The organism is Paludifilum halophilum, from assembly GCF_002245355.1.
GTDB classification, from domain to species: domain Bacteria; phylum Bacillota; class Bacilli; order Thermoactinomycetales; family DSM-45169; genus Paludifilum; species Paludifilum halophilum.
Genome location: NZ_NOWF01000019.1, coordinates 1 through 16,524, shown reverse-complemented (window position 1 = coordinate 16,524; position 16,524 = coordinate 1). Strand labels below are relative to the sequence as shown.

Here is a 16,524-nt window from a genome sequence, read left to right as displayed (position 1 = left end):
AGGTCTAACCCGACAAACAAGATTCCTTTCCAACGCTGCCCATTGACAAATTGGCCCGTTCCTGGAACCAAAAACGATAACAAAATAGCAAAAAAGAGTCTCAACCAAAAACCCCCCTATGGGCAATACCGCTATCTAGCGATATTTCCATCATCACCGAACTGATCATTGAAGGAGTCCGAACTATGATTCTCCAAAAACCCACCTTGTACGGTACCTTGGATCGCTTTCGGCAGTACACCCTGGATTTCCTTATCTTTAAGAAGATAATGCGAAATATAAAAGATAAAGGGGCGTTAACAGAACCAAAGCAATTAACAGTATTAATCGAAATTCACTTTTAACAATGTTTAGGGTCTCTCGAAATAAAGACACAGTTTTCCCCTCTCTTATTCTAATTAGGATTCCGCGAGTTTTGAATTACAGGTTCAAAAACATCGGAAACCTCCGTTGGATCTTTACCTTCTAAATAAACCTCGTTCATCTGTCTATACATTTTTCTATCTTTATATGACAGATTGTCGGACATACATATCCAATGAAAGTACCACAACCGAATCGCTAACCAATACTTCTTTCTCTTCCACAAATAACGAACTACATTCTTCCTCGATTCATAGGATTGAATCTGTGCATGATTTTGATAAAACATACATCTCCCCATTTCATAACGTAATTCCAATATCCGTTGATAAACCGTTTCATCTAAATATGGTATTCGATGCAGCTTTTCCCCGATTTCACGAATTTCTTTCATTGTTTTTCTTAGGATAGGGAAATAATGAATACAGGTGTCAAAAATATTCTTAAAGGCCAAGAAATCTTTGTAAATGGATCCGTCTTTTTTAATCCAGTTTTCCGCTTTTGTAAGAAGGTGATAATTTCTTTTATACATCCGGTCATGCTTTACTTTTTCAACCTTCTTATTAAAACGGAGATCGTTATATACACCATTTACGGATATAATAGCGATAACAATATCTCTCATTTCACTTTTTCTTAAACGTTCTCCTTTATGATTCATAAAAATCCAACTATTATCATCTCCTGATGTATAAATTGCTGCATAATAACTCCCACCAAAAAGGCGATATTCCACAGGAGAAAATTTGTACACTTCATTATTTCTTTGATATCGCTCAACAGTATCCACAACCGGTTGCGGTGGATTCCAATCTAGCATCTCGTATCACCTTTCATTTATGTCTAGCGGGAACTGGGAGTCAGTTCCCGCTAGACATTTATTTACGGAAAAAGTTCAATAGAGAATCCAATCTATCCCTCACTTTTGTAGTTGCAGACATGATCCCTTTCATGACCTTTGTATTGGTTGCAAAAATAAGCTCCCTCGTCTTGGATATTCCTTCTATAATCCCCTTCGCTGTCCCGGCGGGATCGGTTATTGGCTTAGATATTAATTTAACAAATCTCTTCGATAAGACATAAGGAGCTGTAATCGCAACACGAAACGCTTTATAATTGGTAAACCATTTGGCTACAGTTGCTGCAATCAGCACAACAAAGGCAACGGCTACTACGACACCGGCAGGGATTTTGCCTTTTCATCTAGGATTCCGATTTTTATTTAGTATTTTACGGAATTCCTCTTCACCGGCTTTACTCCGTGTCACATCATCTTGGACATCCCAAACATCTTGTGCTTCCTCATCACTGAATAGCATCGCCTTATGCTCGCCTTTTAACTTGTAGAGAAACCACCGGTCCGGTAGGTTCCATAAAGGAATCGTTTTGGAAAGCCAGCGTAAGACTTTTTTTCTGTATTCTGTCATTTGAAGAAAAATCAGATGCTGATTGTTTTTACACCCTCAATTTCAATCATCCTTTTTTGATTATGCTTCCCAAGAATCCACCGATGAGAGAAATAACCAAACCGACGAATAAACCAAACAAGATTCCCACAGGATGATAGGTAGACGGAGAGGCCATAAACAAAATCGTGAACCCCTGATTGATCACCGTTAAGATGACACCGCACAACCCTGCAGTCAGGAAAGGATGCGACGACCCAACTCCAGCAACCAATCCGCCTCCCAAATAGGTACCCAGAAGCAATAGGATGGTTACCAATAGAGGAGACTCCATCCCTAAAAGTCCTGACAGATAACCTAAGGTAAGGGATAGGACCGTTCCTACTCCCAGCCCCTGGAGAATTTTAATGATCATAAAGTCATCCCTTTCATTCCTGTTTCTCTCTATACGGCTTTGGGTCCCAATCCGGATCTTCTATTTTTATCCAAAACGAGTGAATGACCATCACTAACAATAGAAATACAATATACACGAGGTAAAGAGGGATATCAGAATCCATCTTGCCTACCATCATCCCGACAACGGCACCGCCACCACCTCCTGTGGCAACAAAATATAAAATCCTAGTCAACCACTTTGTCGGAGCGAGAACTTCCGATAAGATAGCCTCACGATATCTGTAACCCACCCATGCGGCAAGGATTAGCAACCCGAACATTAGCAAAGCACTTCCCAAACGTTCACTAATGCCCCGCCAACTAAAAATGGCTCCGTAAAGAAAAAATAAATCGAAGTGGGTAATTGTATAGACACCACGCCACCTTGGTCTGAGATCTAGCATTTTACGAAACCCAATCCATGTCCATACCCCACTAACGACAAGATTGACCAGCAAGATTATCCCCAATAATCCTGAAGGTCGTGGATAAAGAGAAGCTAAACCACCCATGAATATAAGCCCGATAGGTGCTAAAAATATTATATGTGTGTTATGTGGCTGATGACTGTCAGGTTCCGACCTCTTATTTGACATTCTTTCACCCCATATTTTGAAAAATAGTTTATTTAAACCAAGAAACAAATTTATCCTTTACTGATTTAGCTTTATTAATTGCATCATCCTTCACTTCATTAACTTTATCCAATGCATCCCTGCTTACAGATTGGGCCTTAGTAAGCACCTTTTTTGTTCCCTTAACCAAGGGTTCTCGGATATATTTTTTTCCTATGGATGAATTCAGGGACATAGAGATACCTACACCAGCACCAAATCCAACAGCAGTCCCCAGTCCAGGAACAACAGAACCGAAAGTTGCTCCGACCATTGCTGCAGATCCCCAACCAATGGCTGTACTCACCGCTGCTCCACCAGCTCCCAGCCCTGCATCCACTATAACCTCAGAAGCAAAATCTATATTGGCATAACCTTGTCCGTTAGTACCGTACTTATGAACCGCTCCTACCGTATTGAGTAAAGCCCCGGTCGCAACATTTCCCTTTAAATACTTTCCGAATCCTGCCTTTGTGAAATCGGCTATTGCAGAGTGAGAACCCTTTATGTATTTTGTATACGAAGGAACACTTCCTTTTTGTATGATTTTATTAAGACTAGGCACGTTTGAAAGACGTAGGAAATTCTTATTTTGGACTTCATACGCCCATCTTGCACCATATCCATAAGGTAACTTCACATTTTTTAAAGAAAAACCGTTTGCTCCAGCCAACATTTTTGGTAAACCCATGACACCGTCATAGATGTTCGTAATCCAAGGAAATATTTTATTGCCTAAAAAATCGTTGATCGGATGGGAGTCAGACGGTAAAGGATTTTGCCCATCGTTATTTTTGTCATTACCACCGCCGCCGTTATCCTTCCCGGAATCTCCCTTTTCTCCTCCATCGGGATCATCTTGGGAATGATCCTTTGCATCGGGAGGTGCATTTGGATCCTTGGATTCATAGGGATTCGGAGCCTGATAGGGATCCGGCGCTTCATACGGATCCGGAGCCTTGTAAGGATCAGGGGCTTTATAGGGATCCGGGGCTTGGTAGGGAGCCGGCGGTTTATATCCATCGTTGTCGGCCCAAGCTCCAGAAGCAAACGGGGCGAACAGCATAAGGAGGTAAACGAATAATAAGGACAAAGAAAGAAGCTTGCGGCCCTGACCCCTGTACATTCTACCACCTCGTGGATCGTTTTTTGCTTTAATCCCAGACGTTATCGCCAGCGCCGATCCAGTTTAAATACTTAATCGTCACTATAAAATAAATAACGGGTAAATAAAGAATACTGGTTAAGGTGTTGACCAGGACAATGATCAGATAGCTTTCCGTCAACAGATTGGTGGTCAGCATACTTATCATCCGGATCAACCACTCTATCAAACCGGAAATGACCAAAAGGAGAAATAGTGATGCAAAGTGCGATTTACCAAATTCCCAAGCCCTTTTTAACCCCTTGAACCAGGTTTCATCTTCTAATACAGCCGCATAAGGAAAAGCATAAAACCAAACCGCAAAGAGGATACCGGGAATAATAAATAGAAACATGCCAAAGGCTACTCCGAAAGCGTATAGGATACTGATCACATACACCGGAAACATATATCTCATCAAAGAGTCAAAGATTTTCCCAACCGTCACGCCCTCGTCGAGAAAAGAACTTTTAGCCATTTGAATATATGGGACCGAAATCAGTGAAACAGCCATTAACGTAAATATGCCATTGATTAAATCCGCTAAAAATAGAAGGTCCATTAAACCATAAGTGAGATAAAAGTAATTGGCTGCTACTATAAGAACAAATTGAACCGGCAATACAATAGTAAACCCGATCAGTAAGATCCTTAATATGTGTTCTTTATAGTAACGAAGCGCTTCTTTAAGTTCAGTCATCCAACCACCTCATTGGGTTGATCTTGGATTCCTCGTCTCATCCAGTATTTCACGGAAATTTTCTTCGCTCGTATTGTCCCGTGTTACATCATCTTGGACCTCCCAAACATCTTGTGCTTCTTCGTCACTAAACAACATCGCTTTATGTTCACCTTTTAATTTAAATAAAAGCCACCGATCCGGTAAATTCCAAAAGGGAATCGTTTTGGAAAGCCAGCGTAAGACTTTTTTTCTGGACTCTGTCGTTTGAAGAAAAATCAGATGTTGGTTGTTTTTACCGTGGAAAAACTGATCCCATAAAGAATCTAATTGTTCATCAACGGTTTTGTCGGCAATTTTTCCCCTTCCAGATACTTCTTTCTTTAGTTTTTTCATTTTTGTATAGGCATCCTCAATTTCCTTTTGCTCTTTTAAAAACACTTGCGGTACCCGCATAAAATCATAAAAAGCTTCTTTGATCTCCGGAGGCATACCCACTTCATATTTTTTATACATGTTTTCTAACCGTTTCAGCTGGTTATTCCATACCTTGTCCACCGTATAGGCCCACCTGGGACCGAGAGTTAGGAACTGATAAAATTTTGAATTGATACCGATGGCCATTCTTAGAATATCCTTAGCATCGGAAAAGGATGGCACCTGACCATCTTCCCTCACAATTAGATGACCAATGATGTTCCCTTTTCTTAAATAGGTGGTATAGTAATACAAAGACTCATTAAATTGAGTTCGGGTATTAAATATATCGTATTTTTCCCCTGGTCTTTGATACTTGATCACTTCTTGAACCACTGCTTCCGGCGGTTTCGGATGATTGTGACTCACTGTATCTCCCTCTTTTCAAAGATCGATTTCCTTTACCAAGGCTTTAACCAACTTCCTGCTTTTTTGATTCCACCCAATACTTTTTTACTGCCTTCTTTCACCGCCTTCTTCGCCCCTTCGTATCCTTTCGCTATTTTATCTCCTGCCCAGCTCAATCCTCTTCCGATCTGCTTCCGATTCTGATAGATGGTATTGGCTCCCCACAGCACCCCGCCGATCCCGGCAACCACAGGGGCGGCAGCTCCTGTAAATGGTGCCGCGGCCATCATCACCTCACCAACGTTACCAACTGTACTCATTCCATACTTCCACTTGTCTTCAGAGGAGTCAGCCGTAAAAGCTTGATATCCGTTATAAATCCCCTCCCCGGCGGAGATGGCGATCCCAGCGGCTCCGGCAAACTTGGATAAACCCGTCGATTTAGGGATTTTACCCGTAATTTCCGCTAGTTTATCAAAGTCCCCCGCTGTTCTAAGTCTTTCTGCCTCCCTGAGTAACTTTGCATTTTTAGCATGGGATATGATGTCCTGGGTATTATCTACCCCTGACCATGTATCCAGGAGCGTTTTCCATCCGGAATCAGGGGAAACAGCCAAACCCAAACCACTTCGGGTCAGTTTCCCTAAAAAATTATACCCCACATCTCTACCCAGCAACTGATTTACATTGATATCGCCTGGGGATTGCTCTAGCAACTTTCCCAGCTGATCCACCAATTTTACTTGACCCAGGCCGACATCCTTAATAACGAATTTAAGCGGCTTCCATAAACCCGGATCATTTTTATCGCCATCCTTCCTGTTTTCACCACCCTGCCTGGATGAATCTCCCTTACCGCCACCTCCATCGGGATCATCTTGAGAATGATCCTTTTCATCGGGAGGGGCGTTTGGATCTTTTGCTTGATATGGATCCGGAGCTTCATACGGATCCGGAGCCTGATACGGTTCAAAGGAATTTTACACCTTCACCTTCCCCAAAAAGAGTGACGAAGATGAAGGTGTAAATAGTAAGTTCCTATTTCACCTTTCCATATAAGGCATACTATTCATACTCATCTACCATTTCCTCTTTCTTTTCCCTTACCTGTTCTTTTAATCTTTTTCGTTCTTTTTTTAGACTTTCATTTATTTCACTATTCTTATCGGAGTAAAAACTACCTAATACTTTTTCCCTATTAAAAATAAGGCTTCCGAGTTTATGATCATCCTCTACTTTACCTTTTGAAGATAGATATTCCTCTGCTGCATACAAATGCTTTATTTCTCTATCAGTAATGGGCCAAAGCCCCTCGTTATAGATGATGTCTTCTAGCAACCCAAACTTCTCAGCCCATCTGTCCATAATCTTATTTTCACTATCAGCACCCCAAAAGTGCCACTCCAGTCTTAACTGTTCCTTCTCCGCTTCCAGATAACTTTGCAGGTCGCTTTCGGAGTAAACATCTTTGTATGTACCATCCGCAGCTTCGGCCACTTCCAACAGCTGTTGTTGTCCCTTGTCATCGACATCGAAGCCCACAATATTCACGACAGGTTGTATGTTGGACTCATGAAGCTCCTTTCCGGCCTGTACCGGATCCCCACCGCATGTCTCTTCCCCGTCGCTAACGACATAAACAACATTACGGACGTTCCCTTGTTTAGTCTTATTTAAATCGTTGTGCGCTTCTTCAATAGCATCGGTAAGGGGAGTCCAACCCGTTGGTTGGAATCGATTTAGGGCTTTTTTAAAAGAAGCTGGGGCATAATCGCCCATAGGATACACCACTTCGTTGCTTTTGCAGGAGACTTCCTTATCTTTTTCACTGTTGCTCCCTTTGTGTCCGTAGACGCGTAGGGATACCTGGGCACCTTCGGGGAGTTCCGACACAAAGTTTTGCACCGCCTCTTTGGCCAAATCCATTTTCATACCGCCATCCACTTTTCCCGCCATACTACCGCTGGCATCCAATACAATAGCCACATTTAACTGTTCAAAACCGATGGCCGGCTCTTCCCCTTCTTCAGGAGTATCTACATCAATTTGAAGGGTGGTATCAAAAGCCAGCAGTTTCTGATACTCCTTCTGATAATCCTCTCCTAACAGGTAAACCAAGTGATTGTATGCTTCGTCAGAAGTCATATCGTCTGGTAATTGATCCAGAGCTTTTTCCACTTTTTCTTCATCGTAATTCTCCCCGGAAAATTTCCCGGGGTTTTGTCTCATGATCTCTTCAGGATCATCAGAGGCCTCCGGGATTTTTTCCTCTTTCTTGGCTGTCGGCTTCTCGGGTGATTCTTCATTTGAGGATTGTGTATTTTGTTCCGTACATGCAACTAATAAAAAGAGACAAAGAGTTAAGGAAAATAAACTTTGAATCTTCAAAGGGATCCCTCCTATCGGCATCCTTTCTATCTTATACGAAGAATTCGCATAGGTTTCAAGGACTGATCAGCTTTCAAGGTTGCATCGGCGAATCCCCCCCTTATCCCTTGGGATTAATGGTTTTAGATATAATCTCTCTGAATGTTTTTTCATCATCTGGATCAGGTTGTCCGGCAATTCTATCCTCTACAACTCTCTTATCTCTTATTTCTTCTAAAGATAGTTTATACTTGGAAAGCATGCGTTGGTGATAGGTTTTTAACTCAAAGTAGGCCAACCAAAGCCTTATATTCCAAATAGGGATATTCTTCTGGGCCCATCGGATCAGCTCTTGTCTTTCATGATACGTTTCTAATTGAACATGATTTTGCTCATAGCTACACCTGAGTAACTGGATTTGTAGGGAAGCCAATTCTTCTCTATCTCGGATATTGACTTTCTTGTACGTTATACCTTCTATATATTTCTCCCCCTTATTTACAGTTAATTCAATCTCTCTCTGCCGATCGATGATGGTTTGTGCCACTTGTTTAAAGGTCTTTAAATGGGGATGCGATCGGTTCAAACCCGATTCCAGGATGTTCAGCAGTTTTAACACTCGTTGGTACACCTTAATGGTTCAGGCTTTTACCCATTTTTTACCGTATCTATGAAACGCATGATCAATCGCAACCAAAAATGCTGCTAGATTAATTACGGGTTTGATTGTTTCCAGTTTCGGTATAAATCCGTCTTTCCGGATGATCAGATAGCGATCCGACTGTTTATAATGGACATAATAATAATGTTCATTATTATGTTCTACTAAATACGGAATTAATCCAAAGTTATCTGCCTCAAAGGATTTATGCTTTTTTATAAGATCAACCATTTGCTTTGATATAAAATCATTGACGTTCAATACAAAAACCTCCAATGGAAGGAGTGCAAGAATCCCCCTGCACTCCCTTTGGTTTATCTAAAACCAACCCGTCACCTTATCCCAAGCTTTCTTGGCCGTATCTTTCGCATTTGAAACGGCCTGCTTCGTATATTTCCATGCTTCTTTTTCGGAACCAACAGGATCGGAGGCGATTTTGGTGATTGTTTCCCGGTGTTGGTATAACTTCCCTCCTACAAATAAGGCTGCACCGGCAACCGCCATCCCCATCGCCACCGGAGGAGCCGCCCCGGCTACCAAAGGAGCTGCACTGAGTAGCATATCACCGACACCGGCTACGGAACCACCGACGTTCCCATCTTTAATATTATTATAGGTATCAATTCCGGCCATGACGGTTCCGCCGATGGAGAGAGCCGGTTTTACTTTAGAGAGGATTTTGGCTCCCATACCCGCTTTTGCGGCTGTTTGAGTTCCTTGCTCTACTATTTCCTCAGATGCTTCCCTTGCAACTGTGGTACCTTTTCCAGCCGCTTCACCTAATTCGCTTGTCTCTTGAAACTTCTTATAATAGTCCCTGGCGTCTTTAACCTTGTCCGCTCCGGACCATGCATCCAGCCCCACTTGGGCTGAAGAGGCTCTATCCCCATGCTCTGGAAGGAACAAACCCAACCCATCTCTGATCGCTATTTTAGAGGTATTCCAGGCATTCCTTCGGTTCAGTTTGCCAAGTGTGCTTTTTTTCGCTTTACCATCCCTGAACTTTCGAGGGGGAAGTTCTCCGGTGTCTTGTTTACGTTTGATCGCTTCATTATAAGCCCCCCTTGTCTCAAGGTTTTCTACGCTCCAGCCCCCAAGATTTTTCGTTATATCATAAACATATTTGGTCCCTTTAAACGGGCTGAAGCTCCAATCATCATCCTCCTTTTCCTCCGATTCGGAAACGTGCGATCAATCGAAGCATCCTCCTTTGCGTTCAGCGACTAATGATGGGGTTTTCACTCATACTTATCCAACATTTCCTGCTCTTTCTTCTCTATCTTTGAAAGTAAATCATCTGAGTTCTTTTTAAGTACATCCCTTAATCCCCAGTATTTTTTATTCCTATACTCATCCAGCTGATCTTCTCGATCATCAACCAAATCCTCTAACTTCTCCTGCTCTTTATCAGTTAGCCGATTCTTCTCTCTAAGATATTCGATCGCTTCTTCCATTCTCTTGTGTTCCCTCTCGATTTTTTTACCAAATCCTCCACTACCGCTAGCAATACCTCTTAACTGATCCAGCCTATCGTGATATTCGTGATTTATATTTAACCATTTATCTGTCCCCCAACGACCCCATTCGAGCCACATCTCTGTATTTAATGAGTCGAAATACCTCCTTAATTCCTTATCGTTTTGTACGGTTTCGTATTCGCCACCGCCGGCCTCAGCCACTTTTCGCAGCGCTTTTTGTCCAGAGTTATCCACGTCAAAACCAATAATGTTGACAACGGCTTGTATATCGGATGCATTCAGTTCTTTAGCCGCTTGAACGGGATCTCCGCCGCAGGTTTCCATACCGTCACTGACGATATAGACCAGGTTGACAGCCTCTTCATCCTTCGCACTCAGCAGGTCTTTCTTCGCCTCTTTCATCGATGCGGCGATCGGGGTCCAACCGGTCGGCTGAAAACGATCCAAAGACTTTTTAAATGATTGTTGATTGTATGTATCCAGCGAGTAAACCTCTTCCGTGCTTTGACATGATTCCTTTTTGTCCTTCGGCATTGCTTCCCTGATGCCCGTAGACGCGCAGGGACACTTTTGCCTGATCCGGCAACGAAGAAGCAAAGCGGTTTACAGCGGCCTTCGCCAAGTCCATTTTGACTCCGCCGTCCACTTTTCCGGCCATACTTCCACTGGCATCCAATAAAATCGATATATGAATCGGCTTCATATCATCCGATTCATCGCCCGCCGCCGAATCGGCTCCATCTGGGGTATCTCCACCCAATGTGAAGGTGGTGTTGAAATCATTCAATTGTTGGACCTCAAGTTGATAGTCTTCTGCCAATAAAGCAATCAAGTGTTTGTAAGCTTCCTTCCCGGACAGTTCATCCGGAAGTTGGTCCAACGCTTTTTGTACTTTTTTTCATCATAGACCTCTCCAGCATATTTTCCCGGTCCTTCCTTTAACATCCCCTCTACATCGGTTGCCGGTTCTTTGTTTTCTTGCTTTTGCTCCGGCGTATTTAGCTTCTTTAGGCAGCTGCTCCAACCGTACCTTACGGACGAACTCGGTAAAAGTGAGGCGGATAAATTTCCAGTGAGGCTAAGTTTGCTGATATAACCACCGCAAAAGAACATAAGCGATCAAGGCTCCATACAGCTGGTTATAAACTGAATTTTTGCAGGTCCCCATCAACTGCTTCACCTGAAGCTGTTGTTTGATCCAACGAAAAAACACCTCGGCCTGCCAACGGGCTCGATAGATTTCCGCAATGGTTTCTGCAGACTCTGTCCAGAGGTTGGTGACGACATGGACCGGCACCATGTCTTCGATATTCACCATTTCCAAGCTGCTTTGTTGATGGGTTTTTGTTCGGAACATTCTTATCCGTCCTTTACCTTCGGTCTCCTAAAAAGGCTGCTGACCTGAATACTTTGTCAGCAGCCTTAAAGGCATGATTAGCTCCTTAGATACAATAGAGTTAACCCTCACCTAACAGCTCTTTTCTTCTGCTTTTTTTATTTTTACTGATTTTTCTAGATCAACAACGATTTCTTTTAACCATTCAAGCGGCGTCATACCTAATGCAGGAAAGTAAATCCATGAATGCTCTTCTGTAAATTTGTTTTTGTCCTCATCGGAAATTCCCAATTCCAAAAAACACCTAATAAATTTCGAAGTATCATCTAATTCTATATGACCACATTCCCTAATCATTTCTAGAGCCTCTTCCGGCGATTCAAAATCTTGATGGAATACTCCGGCTAGAAACTGAAACATTTCATCCTTTATTGTTTTTTCATCATATATTTTTTATTCCTCCCTCAATATAATACGATTTTCTCGCATTTGTTCGTTTGTTTTTACCTTTTCAATCCAGACATCACAGGCCAATATTTATATATTAAAAGGAATGAGGGTTGTTGAATGGAAGGAGATGTTGAAATAAAGGCAAAGGCCTTTTTTTCAACATATAGTCGCACTTTGGATCTCTGCGGATACCCTTGTAGCGTAACCCTCCCATGTCTCACGGGGTCCATCATTCGGGCCCGTCCATTGACCAAAGATTGTGCCCGCTTTTCTCCACTTTGGTCTTCCACAGGGTCACGATCCGGTCAACGCCCCGCTGCATCACTTCTTGGGGAAGGGGGAAAAGTTGAAGGCTCAGAAGTAACGCCTTTCCTTCCCAACTCTTGAACACCTCCAGTGGCTACTTCAACCTTTTCAGCAAGTGAGGGTTCTTCTTTTTTACCAGATCACGTAAAATGGCGATCTCAAGATCCTTTTCGCCCAGAAGTTGCTTCAGTCGATCGTTTTCTTTGGCCACTTCCCCCACTTGGCGGTTCGGGATCGCAGAGGGGTCCACATCGTCAAAATGACCCTCTTGATACTGCCGAATCCAACGATGAAGCAGATTGGGACCGATTTCGTAACGTCGGGCCACACCTGCTTTATTCCCAACCTCAAACGCTTCTTTGGAGACCTGTACTTTAAACTCGTTTGAGTAATTTTGCCGTTTCATCAGAAAAACCCCTTCCAACTTTAGTTTAGAACATCATCTCCAGGATGTCCAAAGTCGAATAGGGGCTTAAGAGATACCAATCGTCCCACTCTCTTTTAAAATAGAGTTTTTCAATAACATCGTGAAACTGAGGATATTCATCCAGGAAAATTTTTCCGTACTCCATTTTTCTCCTTCTATTTTATCCTTACACTAGGGGAATAGTCTGATAATATTTCAATCACATCATGAGGGGTCAAAAAAACATAATGCACTATTTCAGATGACTCATACACACCACAACTTTGTTCCTGAAACCAAGTCAAATAACCCGAATTTTTTACTTTGAATAAAGGCCATTCACTATAAAAAGTTATACCATATTGTTGGTTTAAGTATTTCAGCATTTTCAATAATGAGCCTTCATCTGTATTTCTATAAGACAACACCCCTTCTCTAAAATTCACCCACACGATTTTTTGATTAGACTCATCACTAAACTCCAACGTAATACCATCTGAATTATCCACAAAAAGATCATTATAAAGTTTCGAAGGTAAATTATTTAATGGAACCCATCTTTCCCACTGCTCCATAAAACATTCCCCCTGATTCTATAAAGTATTTTGGTAAGTCTAATTCTTCGACTATATAAAGGAGGACTGGTGTGGTCATCGCCTCTGCGTTTCTAAAGAGAGAGTGGATAGCCACACCCGACTGTCCTCTTTACCAAAGACACCCTAATTGTAACGAAATTTTATTTTCTTTTTTCCCTTTTGAATTTCAAGGGTTACTCGCCCATCTGTGCTTTCCTCTCTAACAATAACTGTTCTTCCATCTTTCAATTTGCCAACCTGGAGTTCAGGAGTACTTTTTATAATTTGGGGTTCCAATGAGTTAAAGTCTTTTAACGCTTGTTCAAAACCTCCAGATAACTCATATATAGTAGACCTTCCCTTAGTTGAATCTCCAGGTTTAGCATTCTTAATTAAATCGTCTACTGTTTTACTCGTCCCTTTAGTCTTTTTATTATCCTTGGGACAAGCACACGCCTTTTTCTTCCCTTTGCTAAGGGCATCATCCAGCTTCCCTTTAGCCTTCTTCCCGAGGGCTAAGGCATCATCCCCGTATTGGGCCACATATTTGCCACCCTTGACCACTTTTCCTGCCGGGATGGGAAGGGCCAACGCCCCGCGTAACAGCCGTTCGCCTACACCGATCTTGTTGCCGTTTTCGTCCACACCGGTGATGGTTCCCTTCCCCGGCTCCCTCTCCGTTAATCGCCTGCTCTATCTTTTGTTTGAGGATCCCGGCCACTGAATCGCTGGTCAAGGTGGAGTACAGGATTATTCTGGCCATCAGGGCGGCTGCCGCCAGAACGACCACATATTCCGGGGTGGAGGCGCCTTTTTTATTCCACCATGATGGATTCTCTCTCACATCCGCTCCTCCTCTATGTGACTTTTCCCTTACAGCCATTTCAGATGGTTCAGCGGGTAGACGATAACATCGGCCCGACCGATGATGGACCGAATCGGAATCGGACCGAACTCCCGACTGTCGGCGCTTTCCAAGCGGTTGTCTCCCAACACAAAGACATGGTCCTTCGGTACCTTTACCGGTCCAAAGTCGTTTATTGAAGGTTGAGTGTAAGGTTCCGCCAGCGGCTTTTCATTGATATAGACTCGGTGATTCCTGCCTTCCACGATTTCTCCCGGAAGACCGATGATTCGCTTACTAAAGATCCATTCGGAATCCTCTGGTTGAAAGAGGACGACATCCCTTCTTTCAAAGGCCTCGGTTTCCGTCTGGACCAAAACGAAATCTTCCTCATGCAGCGTCGGCTCCATGCTGTTTCCCACGAGGAAATACCCGTCATAAAAATAAAACAGGAGGACGTAAGCCAGCGTGAACATTAAAAAACTGAGCAGGCTCCATCCCCCTGATTCTATAAAGTATTTGGTAAGTCCAGGTTTCGACTACATGAGGTGTTCGAACGACAGCTTGGACACGTACAGGTTGTACTGTTGCTGCTTCAGATATTGGTGGATCGGATCCTGGTAGGGTAAATTGGGAGTACGAGACATGATCTTGGCTCCTTTGTATGGATGTAGTTATGGTGACTGTATCTATACCACAAAAGAGCGTTCATGTCTCCATTTTTTGTAAATGGAAATTTCTTGGTGCGTTTTTGCTCATCTAAAGTTATCTATTTACAGTAACGCTTTGAGCATCTGTGAAAAATTAGCCAATACTGTTTGGTCAGCAGTGTATTTAAATTTCATACTATGATCCTCGTGGCTTCCTCCAATTTGTCCATATATGCACATGTGCCCTAACTTACCCATTTGAATCACAATATACGCGTCCGAATCATAATCTTTTACTTCGCAGCATCCTTCTAACGTTTCAAGCATTTTGTAAGAATTTTCAACTATAGAAATAACCTTTTCCTTAGGCATACAGAAGTTAGACGAACCTGCGAATTCACCAGACCTCACTTTAATGTTGAATGTGAAGTAATCCTCAACTGTGTATAAATGTCCCACTGTTAATTCTTGGTCTTTTGAAGCAAGAAACGTATTATTATTGAACATGTTCCTTCTCTCCATTTGATTTATTTGAATTTAAAATCGTCAAACGCCCCTGTCTTAGTATTATATACAAAGTGGACTTCTGTACCATTAACATTGTTGCTCATCTTAACCCAACCATCCCGAGCCGGCCATCTCGAATCAGTCATCCCCGAGCCGGCCATCTCGAATCAGTCATCGTTAGAGACTTCAACTCCTTTGCCCCCTTGAGAGGATCTGATAGCACTTCTTTCATTGCCAGTTGTTCATTTAAATTGTTTGGGGTGGTACGACCAGTAGAACCTCTTCCCAAAGATTTCTGTTGCATTAAATCTTTAAGGTTTCCTGTCCCTTTAGTCTTTTTATTATCCTTCGGGCAAGCACACGCCTTTTTCTTCCCTTTGCTAAGGGCATCATCCAGCTTCCCTTTAGCCTTTTTCCCAAGGGCTAAGGCATCATCCCCGTATTTGGCCACATATTTGCCACCCTTGGCCACTTTTCCTGCCGGGGTGGGAAGGGCCAGCGCCCCCGCGTAACAGCCGTTCGCCTACACCGATCTTGTTGCCGTTTTCGTCCACACCGGTGATAGCTGCTTTTGCATCATTGTACCCGGATAATTCCGCCACCACATCTCCGGCGGTTTCGAGAATTTCCATAAATATGTTTATTTTTAAAAAGTTGTTATAAAAGGAAAAGAACCCTTAACCAAAATAGAAGCAGGGTTCTTACCTTTATTACAGAAAGTTAGTCCATTTCCATTTTATCTCTATAATTTCCAGTCATTTTCTTAACTAAAGAATGGATTTCATCGATTTGCCATAAGTATTCCTCAAAAAGGAAGTGTAATTCTAACAAAATTTTGATGACTAGGTCAGTATTATTCTCGTCTACCGCTTTCAGTTTATTTGTTATATATTCTATTTTTTGGTCGTTGGTTTCAAATTCAAATAAGTTCTCTTCTTGCTCAGAAATCTCTTCGAAAGTTAATATAGGATTTTTACATTTTTTATTTAGTTGTACCAGAGAGTCCAAAACGACTTTTAATTCGTCTTGTATATTCATCTTTTACTTCCACCCTTTCACTTTCCTCCCCTGTTTTAATGCTTCTTCAGTTTTTTTCTCATTTAATGTACCATCCAAATTTAAAACAGCCTTTACATTTCCTCTTTTATTTATCACCTCAATATGATCCCCATGTAGAGCATCCAGATAGTAACCATCACCTTTTTTCAAATGAGGGTTATCGGTTTTATTCGCAACTTTATATATTGACTGACCATCATACTGTATTTTAGTCTTTGCACTTTTTTTCTTTAGACTTTTACCAAATTCAAGCTCAAAAAATTGATAAATATTATCTATCTTACGCGGACAAGCACACGCCTTTTTCTTCCCTTTGCTAAGGGCATCATCCAGCTTCCCTTTAGCCTTTTTCCCAAGGGCTAAGGCATCATCCCCGTATTGGGCCACATATTTGCCACCCTTGGCCACTTTTCCTG

At 42.3% G+C, this 16,524-nt stretch carries 24 protein-coding genes and 2 pseudogenes; all 26 read right to left on the bottom strand.

Translation table 11 applies throughout. The features are described 5' to 3' along the window. Positions 1 to 394 precede the first annotated feature (394 nt). Complete coding sequence (locus CHM34_RS18000; RefSeq protein ID WP_094265995.1) at positions 395 to 1,183, bottom strand: hypothetical protein; 789 nt, start codon at positions 1,181 to 1,183, stop codon at positions 395 to 397. A gap of 653 nt (positions 1,184 to 1,836) precedes the next feature. After that, positions 1,837 to 2,184 (bottom strand): hypothetical protein, encoded by a 348-nt coding sequence (locus tag CHM34_RS17990; RefSeq protein WP_094265993.1) that lies wholly within the window; start codon positions 2,182 to 2,184, stop codon positions 1,837 to 1,839. 13 nt (positions 2,185 to 2,197) lie between these two features. Continuing rightward, positions 2,198 to 2,803, bottom strand: coding sequence for a hypothetical protein (locus CHM34_RS17985; RefSeq protein ID WP_141201765.1), 606 nt, complete (start codon positions 2,801 to 2,803; stop codon positions 2,198 to 2,200). A gap of 28 nt (positions 2,804 to 2,831) precedes the next feature. Beyond that, positions 2,832 to 3,947, bottom strand: coding sequence for a hypothetical protein (locus tag CHM34_RS17980; protein ID WP_094265991.1), 1,116 nt, complete (start codon positions 3,945 to 3,947; stop codon positions 2,832 to 2,834). A gap of 28 nt (positions 3,948 to 3,975) precedes the next feature. Next, complete coding sequence (locus CHM34_RS17975; protein WP_094265990.1) at positions 3,976 to 4,665, bottom strand: hypothetical protein; 690 nt, start codon at positions 4,663 to 4,665, stop codon at positions 3,976 to 3,978. A 9-nt stretch (positions 4,666 to 4,674) separates the two neighbouring features. Then, positions 4,675 to 5,490: a hypothetical protein gene (locus tag CHM34_RS17970; protein WP_094265989.1), complete on the bottom strand. Its 816-nt coding sequence runs from the start codon at positions 5,488 to 5,490 to the stop codon at positions 4,675 to 4,677. 32 nt (positions 5,491 to 5,522) lie between these two features. Then, positions 5,523 to 6,203 (bottom strand): hypothetical protein, encoded by a 681-nt coding sequence (locus CHM34_RS17965; RefSeq protein WP_141201764.1) that lies wholly within the window; start codon positions 6,201 to 6,203, stop codon positions 5,523 to 5,525. Positions 6,204 to 6,534: 331 nt separating this feature from the next. Further along, positions 6,535 to 7,857 (bottom strand): vWA domain-containing protein, encoded by a 1,323-nt coding sequence (locus tag CHM34_RS17955; protein ID WP_169713826.1) that lies wholly within the window; start codon positions 7,855 to 7,857, stop codon positions 6,535 to 6,537. Between the two features lie 100 nt (positions 7,858 to 7,957). Next, positions 7,958 to 8,455, bottom strand: coding sequence for a hypothetical protein (locus CHM34_RS17950; protein ID WP_094265985.1), 498 nt, complete (start codon positions 8,453 to 8,455; stop codon positions 7,958 to 7,960). A gap of 21 nt (positions 8,456 to 8,476) precedes the next feature. After that, positions 8,477 to 8,758 (bottom strand): hypothetical protein, encoded by a 282-nt coding sequence (locus tag CHM34_RS17945; RefSeq protein WP_094265984.1) that lies wholly within the window; start codon positions 8,756 to 8,758, stop codon positions 8,477 to 8,479. Positions 8,759 to 8,815: 57 nt separating this feature from the next. Further along, positions 8,816 to 9,403, bottom strand: a complete 588-nt coding sequence (locus tag CHM34_RS17940; protein ID WP_094265983.1) for a hypothetical protein — start codon at positions 9,401 to 9,403, stop codon at positions 8,816 to 8,818. A 332-nt stretch (positions 9,404 to 9,735) separates the two neighbouring features. Next, the gene (locus tag CHM34_RS17930; protein ID WP_141201763.1) at positions 9,736 to 10,509 is read right to left on the bottom strand and encodes a vWA domain-containing protein; all 774 of its coding nucleotides are present in this window, start codon (positions 10,507 to 10,509) and stop codon (positions 9,736 to 9,738) included. Continuing rightward, positions 10,430 to 10,855, bottom strand: a complete 426-nt coding sequence (locus CHM34_RS17925; protein WP_094265980.1) for a vWA domain-containing protein — start codon at positions 10,853 to 10,855, stop codon at positions 10,430 to 10,432. The genes CHM34_RS17930 and CHM34_RS17925 overlap by 80 nt, the downstream gene beginning before the upstream one ends. A 198-nt stretch (positions 10,856 to 11,053) precedes the next feature. Further along, entirely contained in the window at positions 11,054 to 11,332 is a 279-nt protein-coding gene (locus CHM34_RS17920) for a transposase (RefSeq protein WP_094265979.1), read from the bottom strand. 111 nt (positions 11,333 to 11,443) lie between these two features. After that, positions 11,444 to 11,731 (bottom strand): contact-dependent growth inhibition system immunity protein, encoded by a 288-nt coding sequence (locus CHM34_RS17915; protein ID WP_094265978.1) that lies wholly within the window; start codon positions 11,729 to 11,731, stop codon positions 11,444 to 11,446. 430 nt (positions 11,732 to 12,161) lie between these two features. Continuing rightward, positions 12,162 to 12,473, bottom strand: coding sequence for a transposase (locus CHM34_RS17910; RefSeq protein ID WP_094265977.1), 312 nt, complete (start codon positions 12,471 to 12,473; stop codon positions 12,162 to 12,164). Positions 12,474 to 12,498: 25 nt separating this feature from the next. After that, positions 12,499 to 12,639, bottom strand: a complete 141-nt coding sequence (locus CHM34_RS19450) for a hypothetical protein (protein WP_169713825.1) — start codon at positions 12,637 to 12,639, stop codon at positions 12,499 to 12,501. Positions 12,640 to 12,649: 10 nt separating this feature from the next. After that, entirely contained in the window at positions 12,650 to 13,048 is a 399-nt protein-coding gene (locus CHM34_RS17905) for a hypothetical protein (RefSeq protein WP_094265976.1), read from the bottom strand. A gap of 144 nt (positions 13,049 to 13,192) precedes the next feature. Beyond that, positions 13,193 to 13,693, bottom strand: a complete 501-nt coding sequence (locus CHM34_RS17900; RefSeq protein ID WP_240512073.1) for a hypothetical protein — start codon at positions 13,691 to 13,693, stop codon at positions 13,193 to 13,195. A gap of 49 nt (positions 13,694 to 13,742) precedes the next feature. Beyond that, positions 13,743 to 13,931, bottom strand: a pseudogene (locus CHM34_RS20260) (DUF4244 domain-containing protein); the annotation flags it as partial. Further along, positions 13,922 to 14,383 (bottom strand): signal peptidase I, encoded by a 462-nt coding sequence (lepB, locus tag CHM34_RS17890; protein ID WP_276207722.1) that lies wholly within the window; start codon positions 14,381 to 14,383, stop codon positions 13,922 to 13,924. The pseudogene CHM34_RS20260 and the gene lepB, both read right to left, overlap by 10 nt. A gap of 282 nt (positions 14,384 to 14,665) precedes the next feature. Continuing rightward, positions 14,666 to 15,049, bottom strand: a complete 384-nt coding sequence (locus tag CHM34_RS17885; RefSeq protein ID WP_240512072.1) for a hypothetical protein — start codon at positions 15,047 to 15,049, stop codon at positions 14,666 to 14,668. A 142-nt stretch (positions 15,050 to 15,191) separates the two neighbouring features. Then, positions 15,192 to 15,500, bottom strand: coding sequence for a hypothetical protein (locus CHM34_RS19905; protein WP_169713823.1), 309 nt, complete (start codon positions 15,498 to 15,500; stop codon positions 15,192 to 15,194). Continuing rightward, a complete protein-coding gene (locus CHM34_RS20255) occupies positions 15,481 to 15,681 on the bottom strand; it encodes a pre-toxin TG domain-containing protein (protein WP_094265971.1) in 201 nt (66 codons plus the stop codon). Before CHM34_RS20255 ends, CHM34_RS19905 begins: the two co-directional genes overlap by 20 nt. An 88-nt stretch (positions 15,682 to 15,769) precedes the next feature. Beyond that, positions 15,770 to 16,087 (bottom strand): hypothetical protein, encoded by a 318-nt coding sequence (locus CHM34_RS17870; protein ID WP_094265970.1) that lies wholly within the window; start codon positions 16,085 to 16,087, stop codon positions 15,770 to 15,772. Positions 16,088 to 16,090: 3 nt separating this feature from the next. Further along, positions 16,091 to 16,524: pseudogene (locus CHM34_RS19900) on the bottom strand (hypothetical protein); the annotation flags it as partial.